The sequence below is a fragment of the Acetobacterium wieringae genome (genome assembly GCF_001766835.1).
GTDB classification, from domain to species: domain Bacteria; phylum Bacillota; class Clostridia; order Eubacteriales; family Eubacteriaceae; genus Acetobacterium; species Acetobacterium wieringae.
In genome coordinates, this window is sequence record NZ_LKEU01000012.1 from 18796 (window position 1) to 40390 (window position 21595).

Annotated in this window: 27 protein-coding genes and 1 pseudogene; 26 read left to right on the forward strand and 2 right to left on the reverse strand. The window is 41.1% G+C overall.

Annotated features, from left to right (window positions below; translation table 11 throughout):
- The 26 genes and pseudogenes from ACWI_RS01785 (at position 1) to ACWI_RS01900 (ending at position 18139) form a co-directional block, all read left to right on the forward strand.
- A complete protein-coding gene (locus ACWI_RS01785; protein ID WP_084633438.1) occupies positions 1 to 1236 on the forward strand; it encodes a phage portal protein in 1236 nt (411 codons plus the stop codon).
- On the forward strand, positions 1233 to 1871 hold the full coding sequence (locus tag ACWI_RS01790) for an HK97 family phage prohead protease (protein ID WP_242871560.1): 639 nt from the start codon (positions 1233 to 1235) through the stop codon (positions 1869 to 1871). The genes ACWI_RS01785 and ACWI_RS01790 overlap by 4 nt, the downstream gene beginning before the upstream one ends.
- 9 nt (positions 1872 to 1880) lie before the next feature.
- The gene (locus tag ACWI_RS01795; RefSeq protein ID WP_070369727.1) at positions 1881 to 3011 is read left to right on the forward strand and encodes a phage major capsid protein; all 1131 of its coding nucleotides are present in this window, start codon (positions 1881 to 1883) and stop codon (positions 3009 to 3011) included.
- 19 nt (positions 3012 to 3030) lie between these two features.
- Positions 3031 to 3333: a head-tail connector protein gene (locus ACWI_RS01800; protein ID WP_242871561.1), complete on the forward strand. Its 303-nt coding sequence runs from the start codon at positions 3031 to 3033 to the stop codon at positions 3331 to 3333.
- The gene (locus tag ACWI_RS01805) at positions 3321 to 3644 is read left to right on the forward strand and encodes a phage head closure protein (protein WP_070369728.1); all 324 of its coding nucleotides are present in this window, start codon (positions 3321 to 3323) and stop codon (positions 3642 to 3644) included. Before ACWI_RS01800 ends, ACWI_RS01805 begins: the two co-directional genes overlap by 13 nt.
- Positions 3644 to 4156, forward strand: a complete 513-nt coding sequence (locus tag ACWI_RS01810; protein WP_070369729.1) for a hypothetical protein — start codon at positions 3644 to 3646, stop codon at positions 4154 to 4156. Before ACWI_RS01805 ends, ACWI_RS01810 begins: the two co-directional genes overlap by 1 nt.
- Positions 4143 to 4484, forward strand: a complete 342-nt coding sequence (locus ACWI_RS01815; protein ID WP_070369730.1) for a hypothetical protein — start codon at positions 4143 to 4145, stop codon at positions 4482 to 4484. The genes ACWI_RS01810 and ACWI_RS01815 overlap by 14 nt, the downstream gene beginning before the upstream one ends.
- Positions 4481 to 5092: a major tail protein gene (locus ACWI_RS01820; protein WP_070369731.1), complete on the forward strand. Its 612-nt coding sequence runs from the start codon at positions 4481 to 4483 to the stop codon at positions 5090 to 5092. The genes ACWI_RS01815 and ACWI_RS01820 overlap by 4 nt, the downstream gene beginning before the upstream one ends.
- Positions 5093 to 5103: 11 nt before the next feature.
- Positions 5104 to 5463: a hypothetical protein gene (locus ACWI_RS01825; RefSeq protein ID WP_070369732.1), complete on the forward strand. Its 360-nt coding sequence runs from the start codon at positions 5104 to 5106 to the stop codon at positions 5461 to 5463.
- Positions 5464 to 5516: 53 nt separating this feature from the next.
- Complete coding sequence (locus ACWI_RS01830) at positions 5517 to 5807, forward strand: hypothetical protein (protein WP_070369733.1); 291 nt, start codon at positions 5517 to 5519, stop codon at positions 5805 to 5807.
- The gene (locus tag ACWI_RS01835) at positions 5807 to 9331 is read left to right on the forward strand and encodes a peptidoglycan DD-metalloendopeptidase family protein (RefSeq protein WP_070369734.1); all 3525 of its coding nucleotides are present in this window, start codon (positions 5807 to 5809) and stop codon (positions 9329 to 9331) included. The genes ACWI_RS01830 and ACWI_RS01835 overlap by 1 nt, the downstream gene beginning before the upstream one ends.
- A gap of 53 nt (positions 9332 to 9384) precedes the next feature.
- A pseudogene (locus ACWI_RS19595) lies at positions 9385 to 9684 on the forward strand (phage tail domain-containing protein); the annotation flags it as partial.
- Positions 9685 to 10221, forward strand: coding sequence for a phage distal tail protein (locus tag ACWI_RS19600; RefSeq protein ID WP_479714945.1), 537 nt, complete (start codon positions 9685 to 9687; stop codon positions 10219 to 10221). It begins immediately after the preceding pseudogene.
- A 3-nt stretch (positions 10222 to 10224) separates the two neighbouring features.
- The gene (locus ACWI_RS01845) at positions 10225 to 11382 is read left to right on the forward strand and encodes a siphovirus ReqiPepy6 Gp37-like family protein (RefSeq protein ID WP_070369736.1); all 1158 of its coding nucleotides are present in this window, start codon (positions 10225 to 10227) and stop codon (positions 11380 to 11382) included.
- Positions 11383 to 11396: 14 nt separating this feature from the next.
- Positions 11397 to 12233, forward strand: a complete 837-nt coding sequence (locus ACWI_RS01850) for a hypothetical protein (protein ID WP_070369737.1) — start codon at positions 11397 to 11399, stop codon at positions 12231 to 12233.
- Complete coding sequence (locus ACWI_RS01855; protein WP_070369738.1) at positions 12233 to 12559, forward strand: hyaluronate lyase N-terminal domain-containing protein; 327 nt, start codon at positions 12233 to 12235, stop codon at positions 12557 to 12559. Before ACWI_RS01850 ends, ACWI_RS01855 begins: the two co-directional genes overlap by 1 nt.
- Before the next feature lie 17 nt (positions 12560 to 12576).
- Positions 12577 to 13797 carry a hypothetical protein gene (locus ACWI_RS01860; RefSeq protein ID WP_070369739.1) on the forward strand — a complete coding sequence of 407 codons (1221 nt, stop codon included), beginning with the start codon at positions 12577 to 12579 and terminating at the stop codon, positions 13795 to 13797.
- Positions 13797 to 13991 (forward strand): hypothetical protein, encoded by a 195-nt coding sequence (locus ACWI_RS01865; protein WP_070369740.1) that lies wholly within the window; start codon positions 13797 to 13799, stop codon positions 13989 to 13991. Before ACWI_RS01860 ends, ACWI_RS01865 begins: the two co-directional genes overlap by 1 nt.
- 1 nt (position 13992) lies before the next feature.
- On the forward strand, positions 13993 to 14328 hold the full coding sequence (locus ACWI_RS01870) for a hypothetical protein (RefSeq protein ID WP_070369741.1): 336 nt from the start codon (positions 13993 to 13995) through the stop codon (positions 14326 to 14328).
- Positions 14329 to 14340: 12 nt separating this feature from the next.
- Positions 14341 to 15420, forward strand: coding sequence for a hypothetical protein (locus tag ACWI_RS01875; protein ID WP_070369742.1), 1080 nt, complete (start codon positions 14341 to 14343; stop codon positions 15418 to 15420).
- 13 nt (positions 15421 to 15433) lie between these two features.
- Positions 15434 to 15748: a hypothetical protein gene (locus tag ACWI_RS01880; RefSeq protein ID WP_070369743.1), complete on the forward strand. Its 315-nt coding sequence runs from the start codon at positions 15434 to 15436 to the stop codon at positions 15746 to 15748.
- Entirely contained in the window at positions 15748 to 15888 is a 141-nt protein-coding gene (locus tag ACWI_RS18370; protein WP_084633439.1) for an XkdX family protein, read from the forward strand. The genes ACWI_RS01880 and ACWI_RS18370 overlap by 1 nt, the downstream gene beginning before the upstream one ends.
- Positions 15889 to 16055: 167 nt before the next feature.
- Positions 16056 to 16325: a hypothetical protein gene (locus tag ACWI_RS01885; protein ID WP_070369744.1), complete on the forward strand. Its 270-nt coding sequence runs from the start codon at positions 16056 to 16058 to the stop codon at positions 16323 to 16325.
- A gap of 1 nt (position 16326) precedes the next feature.
- Complete coding sequence (locus tag ACWI_RS01890; RefSeq protein WP_070369745.1) at positions 16327 to 16557, forward strand: phage holin; 231 nt, start codon at positions 16327 to 16329, stop codon at positions 16555 to 16557.
- A 2-nt stretch (positions 16558 to 16559) separates the two neighbouring features.
- Positions 16560 to 17501, forward strand: a complete 942-nt coding sequence (locus tag ACWI_RS01895) for a D-Ala-D-Ala carboxypeptidase family metallohydrolase (protein ID WP_070369746.1) — start codon at positions 16560 to 16562, stop codon at positions 17499 to 17501.
- A gap of 80 nt (positions 17502 to 17581) precedes the next feature.
- Entirely contained in the window at positions 17582 to 18139 is a 558-nt protein-coding gene (locus tag ACWI_RS01900; protein WP_070369747.1) for a hypothetical protein, read from the forward strand.
- Positions 18140 to 18585: 446 nt separating this feature from the next.
- Here ACWI_RS01900 and ACWI_RS01905 read toward each other — a convergent pair whose 3' ends face one another.
- Complete coding sequence (locus ACWI_RS01905) at positions 18586 to 18852, reverse strand: metal-sensing transcriptional repressor (protein WP_070369748.1); 267 nt, start codon at positions 18850 to 18852, stop codon at positions 18586 to 18588.
- Positions 18853 to 18856: 4 nt separating this feature from the next.
- Positions 18857 to 21439 carry a heavy metal translocating P-type ATPase gene (locus ACWI_RS01910; RefSeq protein ID WP_070369749.1) on the reverse strand — a complete coding sequence of 861 codons (2583 nt, stop codon included), beginning with the start codon at positions 21437 to 21439 and terminating at the stop codon, positions 18857 to 18859.
- Positions 21440 to 21595: the final 156 nt, after the last annotated feature.

The following is a 21595-nucleotide window of genomic DNA, read 5'->3' on the forward strand; positions in this document are numbered from 1 at the left end:
GTGATCAGTAAATTCTTTGAAAAAAGAGAAGAAACGGCAACGGTACCAAGCTATTCAGACATCGAACTGGCCATGCTTAAAGCCTTTGGTATTGATGCAGAGGGTTATGTCAGTGACTGCGCTTTAAAAGAAGCAACCTATTTCACCTGTATTAAAATTATGAGTGAATCCATTGCAAAGATCCCGTGCTATTTAGTCCAGGAAACCGAAAACGGAAATCTGCGATTAAAAAATGAGAGTCTTTATGAAAAGCTGGTCCTGCGACCAAACCCATATATGACGGCAATCGATTTTTGGAAAGCATTGGAAGTTAACCGGCATCATCTGGGAAATGGCTGTGCTTACATTGAAAAAGACGCCAAAGGAAATGTTTTAAACCTATGGCCAATTGAACTGCATCGGCTGATTATTGACGATGCTGGATTAATCAGTTCAAAGTTAAAGAACCGGATCCTGGTGGAGTATACCCAAACAGGGAATTCAAACATTGAGTGCTGCTTCTATGATGAGATTATTCATTTAAAATCATTTTCGAGTAATGGCATAAACAGTAAAGCGAACCGGGTCATGATGTCCAGCACCATCGACACCGGAATTAAGAGTCAGAAATATCTAAATGATCTCTATAATAACGGATTAACTAATAAGGCAGTTGTGCAATTAACATCAGACACACGAAAAGAACTGGACCTGAAAAATATTCAGGCGAAATTCGACCGGCTTTATTCAAACAACGGCCGTATTTTCACGGTGCCGGCCGGGTACAATGTCAGCACATTGAATCTATCTTTGGCCGATGCCCAATTTGAGCAGATCCGGAGAATGTCAATCAGTCAGATTGCTTCCAGCTTTGGGATCAAGATGTTTCAGTTAAATGACCTGAAGGATACTAATAACAATAGTTTAGAGCAGCAGCAGTTATCTTTTTTAGTAGATACGCTGCTTATTTTATTTGAATCCATTGAACAAGAGATTGACTGGAAGCTGTTAAGGCCAGATCAACGGCAAAAAGGAATGAAATGCCGATTCAACACCAGTGTTATGCTGCGAACTACCGCCCAGGTGCAGGCAGATATTCTGACAAAATATGTGACATCTGGAATTTATACACCCAATGAAGCCCGATTAATGACCCAGCAAATGGCAAAAGATGGAGCGGATGAGTTGGTGGTTAATTCAGGGGTCATGAAATTAAAAGACCTTGGAAAGAATGATGGGAAGGAGGTTAAAAAGTGACAAGAAAAAGAAGTGATGGACCAGTGAAAGAAATAAGAAATACCAATGGAATTGAGATCCGGGCCAAAACAGAGGAAGAGGACAGAAAAACCATTGGCGGTTACGCCCTCCGTTACAACTCACCAACAAAAATTATTGATTGGTGGGGTGATGAATTTCTGGAAGAATTTGCCCAGGGCGCTTTTGACGAATCAATCCAGTCAAGAGTTGTCAAAGCATTATGGAACCACCAGACATCATGCCCGTTAGGATCTACCCGGAGCCAGACACTCCGATTTAACGAGGATCCGGAAGGACTGAATTATGATGTGGATTTGCCGGAAAATACCTGGGGAAATGATGCCTATGAAAGTGTTCAACGGGGTGATGTGGATGGATCCAGCTTTGGGTTCATAACCAAAGAGGAAAAGTGGAGCGTCATTGATTATGAAGGCAGGAAGATTGACAAACGAACCATCACCCGGGCCGATCTGATTGAAGTAAGCCCCTGTACCTTCCCGGCCTATGACAGCAGTGAGATAAACTGCAGAAGTTTTGAAGAAATTAAAGAACAACGGGAAAATCAGAAAATGCCTGAGAGCAGTCAGACATTGGAAATTGAAAAACTGAGAACACAAATTTTATTAAATATTTAGGAGAGTAGAATGAAAGACAAATTATTGGCATTATTGAACGCAAAAAACGCTGAAAAAACCGCATTGGCACAAAGAGCGGATGGTGTTGACAGTGCAGAAGAATTAAGAAGCATCAATGCTAAGATCAGAAGCATCTCTAATGAAATTGAAACCATCAATGAACTGATTAAGATTGCAGATGAATCTGAAAAACGGGAAAAAGAACGAGAAAAGCTGGTGCTAGTTGCACAGAACAGAGAAACGGGCGCTTCCAGTGAAGAATACCGAGCAATCGCAAAAGTAATTCTAAAAAGAGATGTTACCCCAGAAGAAAGAGCCTTAGTCACGGTGGCTGATAATGGCGCCATTCTTCCGGAAGAATTTGTTAACCAGCTGCAGTTATTGAGAAAAGGGTTCCCATCCCTGAAAAAATACTGCCATGTTATTCCAATTACCGGGAAAACAGGGAAAATGCCTTTTGCGACGATCGGGACGAATAAACTATCTAAACTGGTATCGGGTTCGGCAATTCCTGAAGGATCAAAGGTCACCGAAGATATTAATTACTCCATCGACGATTACGGGAAAATCATCCCAGTCGAGAACAGCTTAACCGATGATGAAGTGGTTGGATTAATTCAAAATGTTATCACGCCTGAATTTGCGGAAGCATCGGTTCTGACAGAAAATGATGAAATACTGGCCATCATTACAGCCAATGCTGACGCAGTGTCCGGAGCCACCAGCTATGAAGATGTGGAAGCTGCCATGAACGGCGTGCTGCCATCGTTAAGATCGGGCTTAGTGACCATCACCAATCTGTCCGGATACGTGTATTTAAAAGGTCTGAAGGATGGGGAATTAAGACCGCTGAACTTGATCACAACGCTGCCAGACGGGACAGATGTATTCAATGGAAGACCAATCATCGTGATGGATGATGCCGATGTCGCACCAACCACGCCAGGTGATATGATTTTCTATGTCACAAACTTATGGGCACTGGTTAAATTTTTCGACCGTAAAGGCTATGAAATTGGATCATCTAAAGAAGTGTTGTTTAATTACAACCAGACAGCAATCCGTGTATTAGAGCGTTTTGATGTTCAAAAACTGGATGACAGGGCTTGTAAGAAAATTGAATTCACAAAACCAGCCTAAAAGGATGAGGGGATAATGAATGGATTTAGCAAGTGGAAAGATAACCATCCAGGAGGTTAAAGACTACCTCCGGATTGATTATGAGGATGATGATAACTACATCAGTGATCTGATTGATGTATCTGATTTTTACATTGATAAAGCGGTGGGATCGGCTTATAAAAGCTTACCAGCCTATGAAAAAATTGCGATTCTGGTGCAAAAGAAAATCATCAAAGATATGTATGATGAACGATCCACAACGGTGACAGATCGAACCAAGCAATCAATCATCGTGACAACCATCTTTGAGAATTTGGAGAGTGCACAATGGGAAACGTAAAAATTAAGATTATGAAGGAAGTGGATGGAGGACGTGTCAACGGGAGACCGGTTGATGCGCCTCCTGTTTTATTTCGGGAGTGCTGGGCAGAGCCAATCAGCCTTAAGGGTGCGGAACTCTACAACAGCATCAATGCAAAATTGACGAATACCATCATTTTTAAGGTTCGGTATTGTAAGAAAATGGAAGATCTCTGGAATTTCAAGGGCTATCATGTGCTGTTCAAAGATTGTAAATATCGTATCTATGACATTGACTTTGCCAAAAACGATAAACAATATATCGAAATCAGATGTGAGGCGGTGAAATAGTGGCAAGCAGTATATTTATGGACTTCGAAGGGTTTGCAGATGTCCAAAAAAAATTATTGGAAGAAACATCAGAAGCTGAATTAAAAAAGCTGAATAAAAAAATTGTTAAAGCTGGGCAGGACTACGGCGGAACAATCATTGAACGCAACATGCCAAAGTCTATGGATCCGGAAAAGTCGGGACCTCAAAGGAGTGGGAAAGTAAGAAGGGTGCCGAGAGGACATGCTGTCGATAATATCCCCATTGACAATGTAAAATATTCCAATGGTCAGACCTTTGGTTTTATTGGATGGAGACCATCAGACAATGAAGATAACTTTTATGCAAAATTCTTTGAAGAGGGTGTTGATGAGCATTCGACACCTTATAATTACAATCGAAAAGTGCCAAGGATACCAAAATTAGGGCTTTTTAATAAGGCAAACAAAGAGGTTGCGACCTTTATAAATGAAATAGGATTAGCAGAATATTCAAAGAAACTGGAAGAGGTGTTTGGCAGTGATAATCAGTGATTTAGTCTATGGAGCCCTGCAATCATTAGACAACGTCTATCAGAGCACGTATTTAAAGGATCTGGACGTAACCTATGTGGTTTTCAATGAGGTTGCGGAATATCTAGAGTTCTATTCAGATGGATCAGTGGAAGGTACCGGGCATGATCTGGAGCTTCATATATTAGGGAAGGTAGAAACCGATGTTCACCATTATAAGGATGAAATAAAAAGCAAATTGATTGCGGCTGGTTTTGACTGGAAGGGTAATGCCAACGAATTCATTCAGGAAATTGAATATTTCCATATACAATTAAATTTTTATTATTTGGAGGAAGAAGAACTATGAAATCACGATCAAGATTTTTATACAATGTTCATGTAGCAGAGGTCACAAAAAACGATGATGCAACTTATACTGTTGGGTCACCGGTATTTGTGTCCGGAGCAATCAAAGGAAAGGTGACTGACAACTATTCAAGTGAAGATTTATATTCAGAGAACATGCTGGAAGAAGTAATTAATGATTATACAAGCACAGAAATGAGTTTTGAATTTAATGCTTTGTCACCGACTGAACAGGCTTTGTTATTCGGGCACATCAACAAAGAGGGCTATTTAATTAAAACGGCTCAGGATGAGTCTAAAGAAGTGGCCCTTGGTTTTGCATCTGAAAGAGCCAATGGGAAAATGGAAGTAACCTGGTATTACTGTGGCAAATTCTCCAATTCAGAAGGTGACGAATACGAAACCAAGGGAGAAAAGACACCGACAAAAACGAAATCCATTAAAGGCAAATTTTATCAACGGCGTAAGCCAACAGTTGTTGATGGGAAAAGCAAGAACTTTATCAGCACAACCGTCAGCGAGGAAGCATTAACCGTGACGGATACAAATGCACTGGCTGCATTGGATGACTGGTTTACCGTTGTTCAAGAACCAACCTTTGCGGTTTAAGGTGATTGAGTATGAATGTAGTACTAACAGTCAATGATAAAGAATACACGCTGAAAAAATTACCACCGAAAAAATACAAACGGTTTAGAGACATGCTCACTAAAGTGGGAGATATGGATCTTTTCGGGGCCAACAACTATACAGATGAGGCATTGGATGAGGTGGCCATGGTGGTCTCTAATTTATTCAATGGTGAACTACCAGTAGAGGAGATCGAAGAAAACGCTGATATCTCAGATCTGATTGCTTTTGTCCGGGAAGTCCAGTTTGACATTGAAAAGGGAGCTGCTGACCGGATCAACAAAATGTACCAGGATTTTTTTCAAAAAAGCGCCGATGCTTTAGCGCAAAAAATCTCAAACAATTCATAGAAGACAATCAAATACCAGAATTTTACAAAGAGAAAACCGCTGTTGATGTGATCATGAATGAGCGGTTTTTTTCTTATTGTTTGAAAAAATTCAGAGAAAAGCAGGATGAACTGGGAAAAATAATTGGTGCTGAAAAAGAATACAGCCCAATGAAGCAGGCACTGAAAGAAAAAGGCCTCATCAAAGAGGATGATCACAGAGAAGACCTGTTGTATGAGATATACCAGGTCGTTTGTTTTGCAGTTAAGCAATTAAACTGCTCTTTTTTTGAGGCCTGGAATGGCGATTACATTGATATTTATGAAGCATTGATTTTCAAAATTAAAAACGGAGGTGATGACTAATGGCAAGCGCAACCCTAAGAGTTGGAGCTGATATTTCAGAATTTCAAAAAGCAACTAAACAGATGAATGACGAAATGAAGACGCTGGATTCAGCAATGAAAGCTTCAGCTTCGGCAGCCGCATTAGCAGATGACAAATTCAAAGGGCTGAAAGATCAGCAGTCATTATTAGCCGATAAAGTGAAAATTGCTTCGGAGGCTGTTCAGACTCAAAAGAGTTATATTGATACACTGGCAGAAAAACAGGAAAAACTAAAAACCAAACAGTCAGAGTTGACCACAAAAATTGCTGAAACAACCGAAAAATGGGAAGCAGCAAAAGCCCAATATGGCAAAAATAGTGATGAAGCCAAAAAACTGGCCGATGATCTGGGAAAACTTGAGAAACAACAGAAAAACAATGATAGTGCCATTGATTCAAATATCACAAAAATCAATGCTGCGAATAAAAAACTCGAAGACAATAAAGACAAACTCAATCAGACCGAAAAAGCATTAAAGGATGTAAACAAAGAGGTCAGTTCATTCAAAATCAATGAGTTGGCAGACAATCTGGGGAATGCTTCCACTAAAATGAAAGATCTGGGCGGGAGCCTGACAGCTGGGATAACCGTTCCTATAGCTGCAGCAGTAACCGGGTTGGGTTTATTGGCATCAAAAGCCATTGATAACGCCGATGGCATACAGAAAATGTCCGATGTGACCGGGATCTCAGCTGAAAGATTACAGGAGCTCCAATATGCCGGAAATAATCTGGGGGTCAGTCTGGATACAATTGCCGGAGCCCAGGCAAAGCTTACTAAATCGATGGCGGCGGCCATTGATGGCACGGGAACCCAGGCAGAGGCATTTTCTACCTTAGGGATATCAGTAACAGACAGCAATGGTAATCTCAGAGATGCCAAAGATGTCATGAACGAGGCTTTTTCAGCGCTTAATGGAGTAGGTAACGAAACAGAGCGGGATGCATTGGCCATGAGTATCTTCGGTAAGTCCGCAATGGAGCTAAATCCGCTGATAAAAGCCGGATCTGATGAAATGGCACGATTGACAGAAGAAGCCAGAAAAGTCGGAGCAGTATTAAGTGGTGAAGACATTGAAGCATTGGACGCCTTTGGCGATTCCATGGACGCTGTCAAAATGGCAATATCGGCCAGCTTTGCTAAAGCATTCGCTGAGTTATTACCAAAACTTCAAGAGCTTATGCCAGTGATCCAGGAGAAGATTATTCCGGCCATCGCCGGGTTTGCTGAAGGAATAGCAGATCTGATTTTAAAATTCAGCAATTTACCAGGACCATTGCAAGGATTAATCGGTGGAGCAACAGGTTTAGCGGTGGTCATGGGACCATTACTGATGTTGTTTGGAGGAATTGCTGGTGGATTATCAAATATCTTAGGTTTGGTAGGTTCATCCGGATTAATCGGGGGAATGAGCGGCGCAGCCGGTGCGACCGGGGGATTATCAGCCGCATTTACGGCGTTAACCGGGCCGGTGGGCATAGCGGTGGCAGCAGTAGCGGCCATTGGAGCTGTGATTGCCGGCGCCTGGCAGAATTCAGAAATCTTTCGCGATTCAGTGGGTTCAGCTTTTGAATCAATTAAAGTTACGATTCAGGATGCGTTTGCCCGGATCAGTGAAGCAATGGGTCCGGCGTTGGCATCATTTCAAGGATTTTCTGCGGATGTGACACCAATTCTACAGCAGATCGGTGATTTTCTGGGGACGTATGTTGTGCCAATTGTGAAAGGTTTTTTCGAAAACTTTATTAATGGTTTTGCCGATGTGATTGTGGCCACTGCACCGTTTATTGAAGGATTGGGAAACTTACTGTCCTTTATTGGTAATTTTGTGGGAGCCGTATTTGCATTTTTTAATGGTGACTGGGCTGCAGCATGGACCTTTGCCCAGGCAGCTCAGCAGAGCTTTGTGGATTTTATTGGGAACGCTCTGGAAGGAATGCAGAACCTGTTTTTTCTGGTATTTGGCAATCTGATAACAAAAATACAGGAAACGTGGATGAATGTTCAAACATCAACATCCGAGGCGTGGAATGCCATCACATCATTTTTACAAACAACATTACAGAGCATTCATGATAATACAATTGGGAAAGTTACCGAAACAGCTAAAGGTGTGGCTGATAAATGGCAGGAAACAAAAACCGACTCCCAGCAGAAGTGGAATGACATCAAGCAGGATTTGGCAACCAAGTGGAATGAAATCTATGCCAATGTGACCGAGAAGGTAAAAGCAACCACAATGGATGTCGCTCAAAAATGGGAAGAGGCAAAGCTGGATGCTCAACAGAAATGGAGTGATATCAGAGAGGATCTGAGAACAAAAGTTGGTGAAATTTATGAAAACACCATCGGAAAAGCTCAGAGTATCCTGGAAGACCTGGTAATCAAATGGGAAAAAATAAGATCTGATGCCGGAACAAAATGGGATGAGATAAAGCAGCGTATTTCTAGTGCGGTTTCTGGATTGCCGGAGGAACTAAAAGGGATCGGCAGTGCAATGATGACAAAAATGGCCGATGGAATAGCAGCGACTATTGAACAAGTCTATACTGGTGTCTCAACACTCGTCACGGAAGTTATCAAACGATTTAAAGAAGGTTTTGGAATCAATTCACCTTCCACGGTATTAAAAGAAATTGGTCAGTTTATGATTGAAGGATTAATCAAAGGTTTATCCGGAGATAATCTCATGGCTTTTGTTAATAATATCGTTGAGAGCCTAAAATCAGCTTTTTCCAATGGGGTTTTGAATGTCGGAACATTGATGGCGACATTAGGAAGCTCTGCAGCTGATTTACTGGCTAAGCTTGGTATAAATTTAGGCGGTTTAGGATTTGGCGCAGCAGGGTTAAATGGAATGGTCTGGGGATCCCCAACAGGCACAAGTCCACTAGCAGAAAATTTTGCATGGGATGAAGATTTTGGAGACCGGGCCGGATCAGTAGGCAGTCAATACCATCAAGGTCTAGATTTTAATGATACGGTCGGATCCGGATCACCACTTTATGCGATTCAAAATGGCGTAGTTTCATCTGCTGGCTATAATGGTGGTTATGGAAACCAGGTAATACTTGATTTTGGTAATGGAATCGCAGCCTCTTATTCTCATTTGGATAGCATTGGTGTTGAAGCCGGGCAAAGTGTGGTGATGGGCCAGTACATTGGAGCAGTCGGAAATACCGGTGATTCATATGGAGCTCATCTACATTTCGGATTATTGATCAATGGTGAATACGTGGATCCAATGATGTTGTGGTCAGGCGCCAGTTTTGATGTGGGATCAAGGTACGTTCCGGAAGATATGATTGCTATGATCCATAAAGGAGAAGCAATTATTCCAGCAGATCAAAATCCATATAAAAACAGCGGCGGACCGGTCTTGTCACAAGACACAAAGGTTGAGTTTACACAGAACAATTATAGCCCTAAAGAATTGAGTCCATCTGAGTCGGCCCGACTTGCCAAACGTGGGCTTCAGGAGTGGGCCTTAATGATGGCATAAAGGAGTTGAGATAACTGAAAACATTAAAATACGTAAATAGCCAGGGAGAAGAGATCATTTTCACGGACTCTACTCCTTTTTGGTTGAAAGACTTTTCTCAGAATACTGCAGTGATTAATCATACGAATAAAGGATCTGGCCAAGACGGGAATACATTTTTAAGCAATTCATTAGATGATAGCGACATTACTATAAAAATATCAGTAAGAGGAAGTGAAACAAGTGAATTTGAACAGCTTAAAGCAAAACTAAGAAGAGTATTCAATCCGAAGTTTGGCAAGGGAGCACTTATTCATAATAACGGTGAAAAAGATCTGGAAATAAAGTGCGTTCCTGCAAAGGTGCCCTTCATTGTGAATAAAAGCGATCGAAGGGGAGAGTGTATTATTTCTTTAATCGCAAACAGCCCGTACTGGATGGATATGAACCAGACAAAAGAAGAAATAGCACTCTGGGTAGGCGACTTTGAATTTGACTTCATAAACGGCCTGCAGATCCCAGAAGAGGGAATCATCATGGGCCACCGAGAACTCAGCCTAATTGTCAATTGTCCCAACGATGGCGATGGAGAAGCGGGAATGATCATTGAGTTCCGGGCTTTGGCCACTCTGACAAATCCATCGCTCCGAAACGTCAACACCCAGGAGTATGTCAAAATAAATAAAACCATGGTCGCCGGCGAGATAATCCGGGTGAATACACATTTCGCTGAAGAGGATGTGGAAATGGAGCTGAACGGGGTGACATCTAATGCATTTAATTACATCGATGAAGACATGACCTTCCTGAAGCTTTACCAGGGCGATAATCTGTTTCGGTATGATGCAGAAACCGGCCTGGATAACCTGATCGTGAACATCTACCGACAAAATAAGTACCTGGGGGTATAGAGCATGGATCTTTATGTAGCAGATAGAAGCTTTAATAAACTGGGTGCCGTCAATAACCGAACATCATTGCGCTGGGTACGCCGGTACCGGAAAACCGGAGAGTTTGAAATCCATTGCCCGGCAACAGCACAGAACATAGAGAAGCTGCAGCGTGGTAATGTCATCATTAAGCCCGGGGATCCGGAGGCAGGGTTCATTAAATACCGAAACCTGCAGGAAAATGATGAGGGGAAAGAGTTGCTTGTGGTCAAAGGTGATTTCTTGACTGGGTATCTAAACCGGCGGATCATCTGGGGAATCGAGATTATAAACGGATTGGTGGAAGTGGCCATGCGGGATCTTGTCAATAAAAACGCCATCAGTCCAACGGACATAAACAGAATCATCCCGGGGCTATCCCTGGGGGATCTGAAAAATTATACCGAAACGGCGGACTTTCAGACATCCTATCAGAATTTATCAGAAGAATTGGAAAGATTGTGTGCCCTATCAGATATAGGTTACCGGATCCGATATGATGGATCCACCAAATTAATGAAATTTGAAACCTATAAAGGACTGGATCGATCCTCCGGACAAAGCATCAATCCCCGGTGCATTTTCTCAAAAGACTATAACAACGTGGAAAAACAGGAATTTACAGAGAGCGACGGAAATTACCGTAATGTTTGCCTGGTTGGAGGGATAGGTGAAGGAACTGATAGAAAGCTCTCTACTGTTGGCATTGCGACCGGTCTGGATCGGTTTGAAGTATTTAACGATCAGAAGAGTTTGAGCAATGTTATTGATGGTGTAACTTTAACAGATAATCAGTATAAAGCTTTGCTCGATGGCAAAGGAAATGAAATGCTGGCAGAATGCAAAAAAATATGTGTGTTTGACAGTTCTATTGACATTAACGCCAACAGAAAATACAAAGCAGATTATGATCTAGGTGATATTGTGACAAACATCAATAAAAAATGGGGCGTCAAGCTTGACACCAGGATCGAAGAGATTGAAGAGGTCTATGAGGAATCAGGAAATAAAATAAATGTTATTTTCGGAGATGAAGCGCCAACGCTGATTGATAAGATTAAACAAATAAATCGACAGGCGGTTTCATTGGCAGGGACATCATCTGGAACGGTGATTTCTTCAATCGATGGAGGGATATTTTAGAAAGGAGTGATTTTATGGCAGAATCGAGTGGTATTTTTCCATCGATAAATGGGGACAGAAGGTATTTCACCAGTTTTTTTGCAGAGTATTTTGCAGATTTTATTGGTAACGGGATATATCCCAACCCATCAACGATGTGCCAGGTATTGGCAAACAATGACATGACGATTACAGTAAAGCCTGGGAATGGTTATATCAATGGCTTTAAGTATAAAAACACAAGTGACTTAATAAAGAATATTGATATTGCTGACGGGGTGCTCAAAAGAATTGATCGTGTTGTTTTAAGACACACTGTTTTAGACAGAGAGATTAAGGCCTATATCAAAAAAGGAACATTTGCAAGCAGTCCGGTGGCTCCAACGCTGCAGCGTGATGCTGACATGTGGGAGCTGGGGATTGCAGATATCTATATTGCCAATGGTGCGGTTAGTATTTCGCAGGCGAATATTACAGACCTGAGATTAAACAACACCTTTTGTGGAATTGTCCATGGCGTGATTGATCAGGTCGACACGACAACAATTTTCAACCAATTCCAGGCATGGTATCTGGAAACGGTAGATGGAGCAACAACAGATATTGCGACGATGCTTTCAGCGTTCCAAAGCGGTTTTAATACTTGGTTTGCTGGGGTGCAGGGTACGTTATCAGGAGATGTAGCCGGGAATCTGCTTATAAAGATCAATGATCTGATTGCAAGGATGAACGTGGTTGAAAGTGCGGTAGCAGCAAACACGGCGTCGATTAATCAAAACACAAGTAATATCAGTGAAAATACCGCAGCAATTTCATTGATTGGGCATAGCTCTGTTAATGAATTTAGAAAACTGAGAATGGGTGGAATCTGATGTTAATCCAATTTAAGCGTGGAAATAAAGTGGATCTCCCAATCTTGGAATCAGGGGAGCCGGCTTTTACAACCGATACGAAAAATCTTTATATTGGTACAGGAACAGAGAATGTTCAAATTGCTGGAGATCAAACCTACACCCATATCCAGAGTGTGCCGGCTATGGTCTGGACTGTAACATTGCCGGAGTGGTTTAAAGAGCATCCAGGCGTAGTTATTACAGATTCAGCCGGCACTCAGGTTTTTGGGGAAGTAAATTACAGTTATCCGGTTGTAACTTTGTCTTTCGCTGCACCATTTGGCGGGCAGGCGCATTTTAACTAGGAAAGGAGGGATAAAATATGGCGATACCATATGTAAATAATATTGATTTGGGCGGAAATGAGATTCAAAATGTTCGAGCTCAAAATCTGGCAACACCACCAACTCCATCGGGAACCGGTCAGTTTTATTACAATTCAGTAGGCAATACAATGTTGTTCTGGAATGGCACTGATTTTATCGATATGGGCCAAGTATTGACAGGCGTAGATATCGTTGCACTGATCAACGCTTGTGCTTCGCTGATCGATGCAGACAATATTAATTCACTCACGGCGGCGAAAATATCTGATTTTAATACCCAGGTAAGAACGAATGCTTTGAATCTGTTGACAGCACCAACGGCGGATTTGTCTATTAACAGTCATAAACTGACAAATGTTACGGATCCGGTCAGCGCCCAGGATGCAGCAACTAAAAATTATGTCGATGCAGCCAGATCAGGACTTACAATAAAAGATCCGGTCAGGGTAGCCAGTACAGCAAACGTGGCAATCGCAACAGGAACATTATTAACAATCGACGGGGTCACACTGGTTGCCGGCGATCGAGTCCTATTAAAAAATCAAACTGCTGGTGCTGAGAACGGGATCTATGTTGCCGGAACTGGCGCATGGTCGAGAGCTTCTGATGCCAACATCAGCGCCGAAGTAATTGCCGGTATGGCGGTCTGGGTTAATGAGGGGACAGCGAACAGTGACAGCCGATGGGTTTTGACAACTAATAACTCAATCACCCTGGGAACAACTGCCTTGACATTTACAAAAGACTTCCAGGCGGCAGATATTGTTGCCGGTGCTGGTATGACAAAATCCGGGAATCAGTTAGATGTAGTTGGGGTATTCAATCGAATTTTAATCAATGCGGATAGCATCGATATTTCACCAAATTATATTGGACAAAATACGATAACTACTTTAGGTACAATTGCAACCGGTGTATGGAATGGGAGCATTATTCCGCTATTGTATGGCGGTACCGGGGCCTCAACGGCGGTTGGCGCACGAACAAATCTCGGCGCGACTGGGAAATATTCTGCTGCTGTTGGAGATGGATCAGCAACCAGCATTGTTGTCACGCATAACCTAAATACTCAAAATGTTACAGTGACGCTAAGAGAAACCGCCAGTCCATACAATGTTGTCATGACGGATGTCCAGATCACCAGCGTCAATACTATAACACTTATTTTTGCAACCGCTCCGACGAGTGGGAAATACACTGTAACGGTGGTGGGATAATGAAAATTCTAGGAACGCTACAGGACAAAGACGGAAAAAATTATGATGCAGATGGGCACACTCACCCCAAAGAAGAAATTTCGAACATGCCAACAGCCTTGAGCCAATTTTTGAATGATATCGGAGCAGGTGGCGGTGTAAGCGCATTAGTAATCATTAACCAAAACAGAAAAAACAGAATGGGAGGAATTTGATATGGCAATAGGAGATGTAACACCAAGCGAAATGTGCTTAACTGCACTTTCAGCAGCAGCGACAACCTTATTTACAAATGCCGGGGCGAGTTACCGAACCCAGGCAACGCAAATTTTTATTGCGAATACTGGAGCTACACAAAGAACAATTACTTTGTACAAAAACGGAACTGCAACGGCAAATATTATAGCAAGTTCGATCGTGATACCAGCAGGGGGATCTGTTATTATCGATACTAAATTAATTTTAACCGGTACCCAGACAATCGGCGCAAAACAAGATGTCGGGACTGATTGCAATATTGCAATTTACGGCATTGTTGAGCAGATAGCGTAACGGTGAAAAATTATGATTAGACATTTTGGCAGTTCAGGGATAGAAAGCCCACCGCAAGGAATAGATGCTGGATTTGGAAAATATAACGCAAAATCGATGATTTATTTCGATAAGTTAATTCCAGAACCACCACTCATTAATAATGTTGATTTTCTTCCTGCTTATTATGCAGACCTTGTTTCAATAGACTATGATGAATTTATTGACAGGCTGTTTGCAAAAATCACATATAGTGGAACAGGATATTTTTATAGTTATGATGCGCTAGGAACTCAATTGCACAGTTTTACAGTACCAAACAATAATGTGTATAGAATGGCATATTATGGCGGTAATTATTTTATTTTCACAAATGTAGGGTGGTCAAAATATAGTCCAACAGGAACATTGCTTTCATCAGGAACCAATTTTGCACTACCACTCGGAGATAAAGACATAAGAATGTTACGAGTGAGTGAATCACAGGTTAAAGTATTTCAAAGCGACGGAACAATCAAGCAGTTTAATATGAATACAATGACAGTCGAGCAAACAATAACATTGACTAACCTGTATTCTGGAACTGTACCATTTTATGATGATGATGGATACTGGTATTTTCAAGCCACGTCTATGCAACTGACGAAATTAGATCAAAGTGGCGGTATTGTGTTTTCAGGTGTCTCAAATAAATTCTCTAATGGATCCTCAGCAGCATATAAAGTTTTTAGCATTAAGAAGATAAATGCGTTGATTTCTTGTAATGTTTACAATGGATATCTCAATAATACGTTAGTATCGACAATTGATGGTAGTTTAATAACTTCGCAATATGTTTCTGTTTCGGGCGATACAGGTTTGAGATGTGCTTATCCAAATTTAACATCGCCAAAGAAAATGTTAATGATGAGAAATACATCTACTTACAATCTTTATTGTATAAGGTTAAATGATCAAGGTTTAGGAATTGTAAGTACTTTTAAGCAATTTATAACAACATCAAATATGGTAGATGGATTATACGCAAATGGCGATGATGTATTTTTTGCGTCTTACCTAACATCAGGATACCCGGCAGTAAAAAAAATACAATTAAATTATCAATTATCATAGGAGGTTTTAAAAAATGATTTATTTTGAAAAGAACAAAGAAACAAATGCGGTGGAAATAATCCATTACCAGCCGTTTGACGCCATCAATGGTTTAGGGAAAACGGAAGCAGAGTTATTGCAGACAGGGGTTTTAATTGACACAATTCCACAGCCAGTAGCGACTGTTGGGAAAATGGGCGTGTTATATCACACTGATGCACAGGGATTATATTATGTGTATATTGATGTTCCCAAAACACCGGAACAACTTCAAGCTGAAAGAATAGCACAACTTGAGGCAGACGTGGCCACAGCAAATTACGCTTTAATGATGGGAGGGCTGATCTAATGCTCACATTTGAAAAAATAAAATCATATTTCGACAGAGAATTATGGACCACAGAAATGGTTGCTAATGCTGTGGTAAAAGGAAAGATCACGGCGGATGAATACAAGCAAATAACAGGACTGGATTATGTAGCAGCTTAACGGCTGTTTTTTTATTGCAAGGAGGATTACGGATGTTTAAAAAACTATTCAGATTTATATTTTACAGAAATATCAAATATCAGTCGCAACTCGATATTGTCGAAGCAATCACCAGGAAGCCAAAGGAAAGATAGATTCAATTTAAAAATACTGAAAGGGGACGGTTTATGTTTACACCAGTGGAGATTATCAGCATGTTTGCAGCGGGGTGTGGGGTTCTGTTTGGCTTCTCTGGGTGGAGAAGGTCAGATAACAAAGATGCGGAGCGGTTGGGGATCATTGAAAACAAATTGGAAAATATTCTTAAAAGTATTGAAAGATTGATCGATAAAATCGATTGTACCGATGAAAAGTTTGCGGATATTGAAAAAAAGATTGTAAAACTAGAAGAGCAGGTGAAAACTTGCTTTTCTTTGATTAATAGAGAGGATAAATAAAATGAAAATCGAAAAAGGAACAATTATCAGAACAACGTTGTTGGGAGTTGCATTGGTCAACCAAGTATTAGTATCAAGCGGCCATTCAATCATACCGGTGGATGATGCCACCATCGAAACAGGGATCACAATTGGGTTTACAGTTGTGACATCATTAATCGCCTGGTGGAAGAATAACAGCTTTACACAGAAAGCGATCAATGCCGATCAAACCATGAAGGATGGTAAATAACCATGGCTGTCATCACAAAAGCAAAAGGTCATATTCAAGATCTGGGATCAGTTGCCTTTGCTGAAAATGGAAATATTCTTGGAACTGTTGGACAGCATTTGAGACTTGAAGAATTTGAGCTTTGGCTTGAATTAATCGGCGAACATGCCGGGCTTGATATTGGAATAGAGTATGAGGTCCATATCCAAGATGAAGGATGGAGCCGGACGTTCAGGAACGGTGAAAAAGCCGGGACTGAAGGCCAAGGAAAAAGAATTGAAGCAGTGAAAATTCGATTAACTGGTGCCGACGCTTATAAATTCAGAGCCTGGTATCATCCACATGTTGAAAAAAATGGTTGGATGGGTTGGTGCTCAGATGGGGAATCGTCTGGCACAGAAGGCGAATCATTGAGAGTGGAAGCACTGCAGATCGTGGTACTTGATAAAGGAATTGATCTGACTGTCGATGTGACTGAAAAGTTTAAAAAGCATGAAATACAGATTGTCCCGCCGGCGCCGGAACCAGCTCCGGAAGTTGGACCATACGGGAAATATTTTGATACTTATGAATTTGCCTGTGACTGTATCAAGGGATATCCGATCGATAACCCTTGCGATGGTTATCCGGAAACTGAATTCGGCAAGGATCCCAATCTAAAACCTTCACTTTTGGATGCTGCCAATCGATTCCGGGAATATATCGGTATGCCTGTTGTCCCAACATGCGGGACCAGGTGCCCATCATCCAATGATTATTGGGGTGGGGTTCCAGATTCACTCCATTTATTTGGAGGTGCCTTTGATTGTACGATTCCGGGAATGAACATTGTTGAAGCTGCAAGGATCATGTATCAGGTGATTGGAAAACCGGTTCGAGTTTATCCGGATCAGGACTTTATGCATGTGGAAGAGTCCTGGCTTGATGGAGTCTATAACCAGGAGCAAGGATATTATATATATTGATTTATGGCCACCTTCGGGTGGTCTTTTTTTTATTTGTATGCTAAGATAAATTTAAAAGTAGATTTAATAGGTGGTTATTAATGGATTTTTATAATAGTATGTTAAACATATTAATTGGAGTAGTATCCGGAATTTTTTCGGGCATTATTGTTTCACAAGTTTTTCTTATAGCTACTGACTTTAAAGAACAAAGAAATAGAGTAGCCGAAAGAGATGGAATGTTATCTTGGATAGCTGGAGCATTGTATTCACTATCTATACTAATAGAGGATAAAAAACAGCCAAATAATGAGTATATAAATAACTATATTATAAATAAGTTAATTGATAATGTAACATTGAAAGCAAGCGATATTGAAAAAAGTTTTGAAAAAATGATATTTGCAGATTTAGAGCCAGAGCTTCATGATATCGCTGTGAAAATGAACGATTTTACGGTTGAATTAGCTAATTGGAAGCGGTTTGAAAAGACAAAAATAAATGAATATTCACTACAGATAAACAAGATAAAAAAGGAACTTGATATTTATAACGAAAAGAGTAAGAGAACACTTTTTAAATTAATAATTAAAGATAGAATAATGAAAGCAATAGCAATAGTTGTTTTTGTAATTATCGCATTAACAGTGATTGCATAATATTTGTGGATAGACATGACATCAACTTCGCACATTATTAGCACACAAGAAAAAATACATATATAAAGGAAGAAAAAGAGCAGATATAAAAAAACGGCATAAAATAAAGGATTGAGACAGGATAGCAAATTAGAAAAAAGAATAAGGAACGGTTTGTATCTGACTTTTAATCAGGGTGTCGGGCGTTCAAGTCGCCCATGGGTCACCATTAAAAAAGCTAACCGCATTTATGCGGTTTTTTATTTTTTTGTTAATAAAATGGACGGGACTAACTTGATTGTTACATTAGTAAATGAGAATCAAAATTAGAATGATAGTCAAAAGAAAATTATGCAAAAGAACATCTAATCGATCAATAAATAAAAACAAGGTTAGCCTGGGTGTGGGCAAACCTTGTTTTATGGGAATAATAGATATTTGATTAGAGATGTGCTTCAGATTTCTAATTAGCGATAATATTTATCCAGAACAAGCATGATTTCATCAATTTTAGCTTCACCATCACCTTTTTCAAAGGCATCTTTGACACAGGAATTCATGTGCTTTTTTAAAATCTCCAAATTAGTTTTTTTTAGTAGCGCCTGAACAGCCAGTATTTGTTTTGATACATCAATACAATAACGATCATTTTCCAGCATTTTAATAATGCCATCGATTTGACCCCGGGCAGTTTTTAGTAAGTTAAGCTCAGCTGAACGATCCTTAGTTTCCATAGTTTTATGAGGTGATATCAGAGGTTGGATAACCAGCTTCAGTGAGTGCTGTAGTCACTGCGTTCATATCGACATTTTCGGAAGCGGTAAAACTGGCCTGGCCTTCTTCCAGAGAAATCGATACATCTGTGATTCCTTCAAACCCATTTAAAATGCCGTCGACCCGCTTTACACAATGCTGACAACTCATGTCAGCTACTTTTAATAATTTTTTCATGTTTTTTCCTTCTTTCGTTTCTATCATTTTATTAAGAGGCAGTTCTGCCTTGATAACAGTTTGATTCAATTCATTCTTTCTAATCGGTAAGAGTTTTACTTTAAACGTCTTAAGTGATAAAGCATTGAGAACCACCGATACGGAGCTTAAGCTCATGGCTCCTGCCGCAAACATTGGGTTTAGTTTGAGTCCAAATGGGATATACAAAGCACCAGCAGCGAGGGGAATACCGATCACGTTATAGATAAATGCCCAAAATAAATTCTGTTTGATATTTCGTAATGTTGCCTTACTTAACTGGATAGCGGCGACAATATTCATTAAATCGTTTTGCATCAGAATAACATCGGCCGATTCGATGGCAACATCAGTGCCATTGCCGATGGCAATGCCAACGTCACTTTGGGCTAGTGCCGGTGCATCATTGATGCCATCACCGACCATGATTACCTGATGTCCCTGGGACTGAAGCCGCTTGATCATCGAGGCTTTTTCATGGGGGAGAACATTTGCCACCACATTGTCAATGTTTACCATGCTACCAATCGCCTGAGCAGTACGTTCGTTGTCGCCGGTAAGCATGTAAACATCAATACCCATGGCTTTGAGTTGAGAAACAGCCTGGTAGCTGTTTTCTTTAATAACATCAGCAACGCCGATAATCCCTTTGATGGACTGATTCCAGCCGACCAGCAGGGGCGTTTTTCCCAAATCAGAAAGGCGTAAATAATCTGCCATGATTGATTCGACTGTGAGCCCATTACGCTCCATCAGCTTGATATTGCCAACCAGGATTTTCTTGTCGCCAATCTGTCCATGGATGCCGAAACCAGAGAGTGATTCAAATGTGTCAGGATAGTCTAAGGACAACTGCCGTGCAGTGGCTTCTTTGATAATCGCTTCACTGAGGGGGTGCTCAGATTTATTTTCCAGTGAAGCAGTAAGTTGTACTAATTGATTCGAATCAATTTCCGGATCATAAAGAATGATATCAGTGACGGATGGCGAACCGATGGTCAGGGTACCGGTTTTATCAAAAACGATGGTGTTGGATTTTCCAAGAATTTCCAGTGCTGGTCCATTCTTGAATAAGATGCCTTTTTCGGCACCTTTTCCGGTTCCAACCATAATTGCGGTAGGGGTAGCAAGTCCCAACGCACAGGGGCAGGAAATAACTAAAACCGATATTGCTGCTGATAAAGCAAAGGACAACTCATAGCCGAGAATCATCCAGATCACAAAGGTGAGTAGCGAAATGCTCATCACTGCCGGTACAAAGAAACGACTGATTTCATCTGCAATCCTGGCAATCGGGGCCTTAGATGATTGGGCTTCTTCAACCAGCTGAATAATTTTGCTGAGGGTCGTGTCCTGTCCGATTTTGGTCGCTTTGAATTCGAAGGAACCGGTTTTATTGATGCTACCGGAAATCACGAAGTCGCCAACCGTTTTTTCCACTGGTAAGCTTTCACCAGTAAGCAGTGATTCGTCGACGCTGGAATGTCCGGTCAGTATTTCGCCATCAACGGGAATTCGCTCGCCGGGACGGATAATCACAATATCATTCACTTGCACGGCATCGATGGCAATTTCGACTTCAATATTGTTTCGTAAAACGAGAGCTTTATCAGGAACCAGGGCAATGAGTTTTTCGATGGCCTGGGATGTTTTTCCTTTGGCTTTTGTTTCAAGAAATTTTCCCAGGGTAATTAATACTAAGATAACGGTGGTTGATTCAAAATAGAGCTCATGCGAATAATGGTGGATCAACGCCATATTATCGTAGGAAAACCCATAGGCCAGGATGAAAAGAACGACTACCCCATAAATAAAGGAGGCGCTGGTACCAACTGCCACCAGTGAATCCATATTGGGAATTCGTTTAGCCAAGGCTTTAAAGCCATTGACGTAAAAATGGCGACACAGAAAAATGACTGGCAGGGTCAAAAACATTTGGGTTAAGGCGTTGAGCAACAAATTCTGTTCACCGGCCAGAAAACCGGGGATCGGCAAGCCGAGCATCGGACCCATCGCCAGATAAACAAGGGGCAGCGTGAAAACCAGCGAGGCGATTAAACGAAATTTGACCGCATCGATCTGACTTTGATAAGCGGGTTGGCCAGTTTCTTTTTTATTGATTGGCGCAGTTTTGTCCTGATCATCCAATTCGGCCCCGTAACCCAGGGCTTCGATGGTACTGATGATCAATGATGCCGGGGCCAGATCAGGGTCATGGTGGACAACCAGTTTTTCATTTGAAAAATTAATGACTGCGGATGTAACACCATTTATTTGACCGACCTTTCGTTCAATGGCACTGGCGCAAGCCGTACAGGTCATGCCGCTGATGTTGAATTGTATTTTGTTCATGGTGACCTCCTGAATAATACACCCCTCATGGGGTGGGGTAAATTCTATAATCATCATACACCCGAATCGGAACAATGTCAACTAAATAAGTAATTTAACGAAATTTGTAATCGGTTGCCAGAAAAAAATAGAGGTTGATAGTATTTTTTAAAGTGC

Bases quoted from the DNA above. Each gene is read 5' to 3' on its own strand.
- ACWI_RS01910 (WP_070369749.1), bottom strand. From the start codon at position 21,439: ATGAACAAAATACAATTCAACATCAGCGGCATGACCTGTACGGCTTGC.
- ACWI_RS01830 (WP_070369733.1), top strand. From the start codon at position 5,517: ATGAATGAGCGGTTTTTTTCTTATTGTTTGAAAAAATTCAGAGAAAAG.
- ACWI_RS01870 (WP_070369741.1), top strand. From the start codon at position 13,993: ATGGCAATAGGAGATGTAACACCAAGCGAAATGTGCTTAACTGCACTT.
- ACWI_RS01845 (WP_070369736.1), top strand. From the start codon at position 10,225: ATGGATCTTTATGTAGCAGATAGAAGCTTTAATAAACTGGGTGCCGTC.
- ACWI_RS01820 (WP_070369731.1), top strand. From the start codon at position 4,481: ATGAAATCACGATCAAGATTTTTATACAATGTTCATGTAGCAGAGGTC.
- ACWI_RS01860 (WP_070369739.1), top strand. From the start codon at position 12,577: ATGGCGATACCATATGTAAATAATATTGATTTGGGCGGAAATGAGATT.
- ACWI_RS01900 (WP_070369747.1), top strand. From the start codon at position 17,582: ATGGATTTTTATAATAGTATGTTAAACATATTAATTGGAGTAGTATCC.
- ACWI_RS01835 (WP_070369734.1), top strand. From the start codon at position 5,807: ATGGCAAGCGCAACCCTAAGAGTTGGAGCTGATATTTCAGAATTTCAA.
- ACWI_RS01880 (WP_070369743.1), top strand. From the start codon at position 15,434: ATGATTTATTTTGAAAAGAACAAAGAAACAAATGCGGTGGAAATAATC.
- ACWI_RS01885 (WP_070369744.1), top strand. From the start codon at position 16,056: ATGTTTACACCAGTGGAGATTATCAGCATGTTTGCAGCGGGGTGTGGG.
- ACWI_RS01865 (WP_070369740.1), top strand. From the start codon at position 13,797: ATGAAAATTCTAGGAACGCTACAGGACAAAGACGGAAAAAATTATGAT.
- ACWI_RS01875 (WP_070369742.1), top strand. From the start codon at position 14,341: ATGATTAGACATTTTGGCAGTTCAGGGATAGAAAGCCCACCGCAAGGA.
- ACWI_RS01800 (WP_242871561.1), top strand. From the start codon at position 3,031: ATGGATTTAGCAAGTGGAAAGATAACCATCCAGGAGGTTAAAGACTAC.
- ACWI_RS01805 (WP_070369728.1), top strand. From the start codon at position 3,321: ATGGGAAACGTAAAAATTAAGATTATGAAGGAAGTGGATGGAGGACGT.
- ACWI_RS01850 (WP_070369737.1), top strand. From the start codon at position 11,397: ATGGCAGAATCGAGTGGTATTTTTCCATCGATAAATGGGGACAGAAGG.
- ACWI_RS01890 (WP_070369745.1), top strand. From the start codon at position 16,327: ATGAAAATCGAAAAAGGAACAATTATCAGAACAACGTTGTTGGGAGTT.
- ACWI_RS18370 (WP_084633439.1), top strand. From the start codon at position 15,748: ATGCTCACATTTGAAAAAATAAAATCATATTTCGACAGAGAATTATGG.
- ACWI_RS01855 (WP_070369738.1), top strand. From the start codon at position 12,233: ATGTTAATCCAATTTAAGCGTGGAAATAAAGTGGATCTCCCAATCTTG.
- ACWI_RS01825 (WP_070369732.1), top strand. From the start codon at position 5,104: ATGAATGTAGTACTAACAGTCAATGATAAAGAATACACGCTGAAAAAA.
- ACWI_RS01795 (WP_070369727.1), top strand. From the start codon at position 1,881: ATGAAAGACAAATTATTGGCATTATTGAACGCAAAAAACGCTGAAAAA.
- ACWI_RS01905 (WP_070369748.1), bottom strand. From the start codon at position 18,852: ATGGAAACTAAGGATCGTTCAGCTGAGCTTAACTTACTAAAAACTGCC.
- ACWI_RS01895 (WP_070369746.1), top strand. From the start codon at position 16,560: ATGGCTGTCATCACAAAAGCAAAAGGTCATATTCAAGATCTGGGATCA.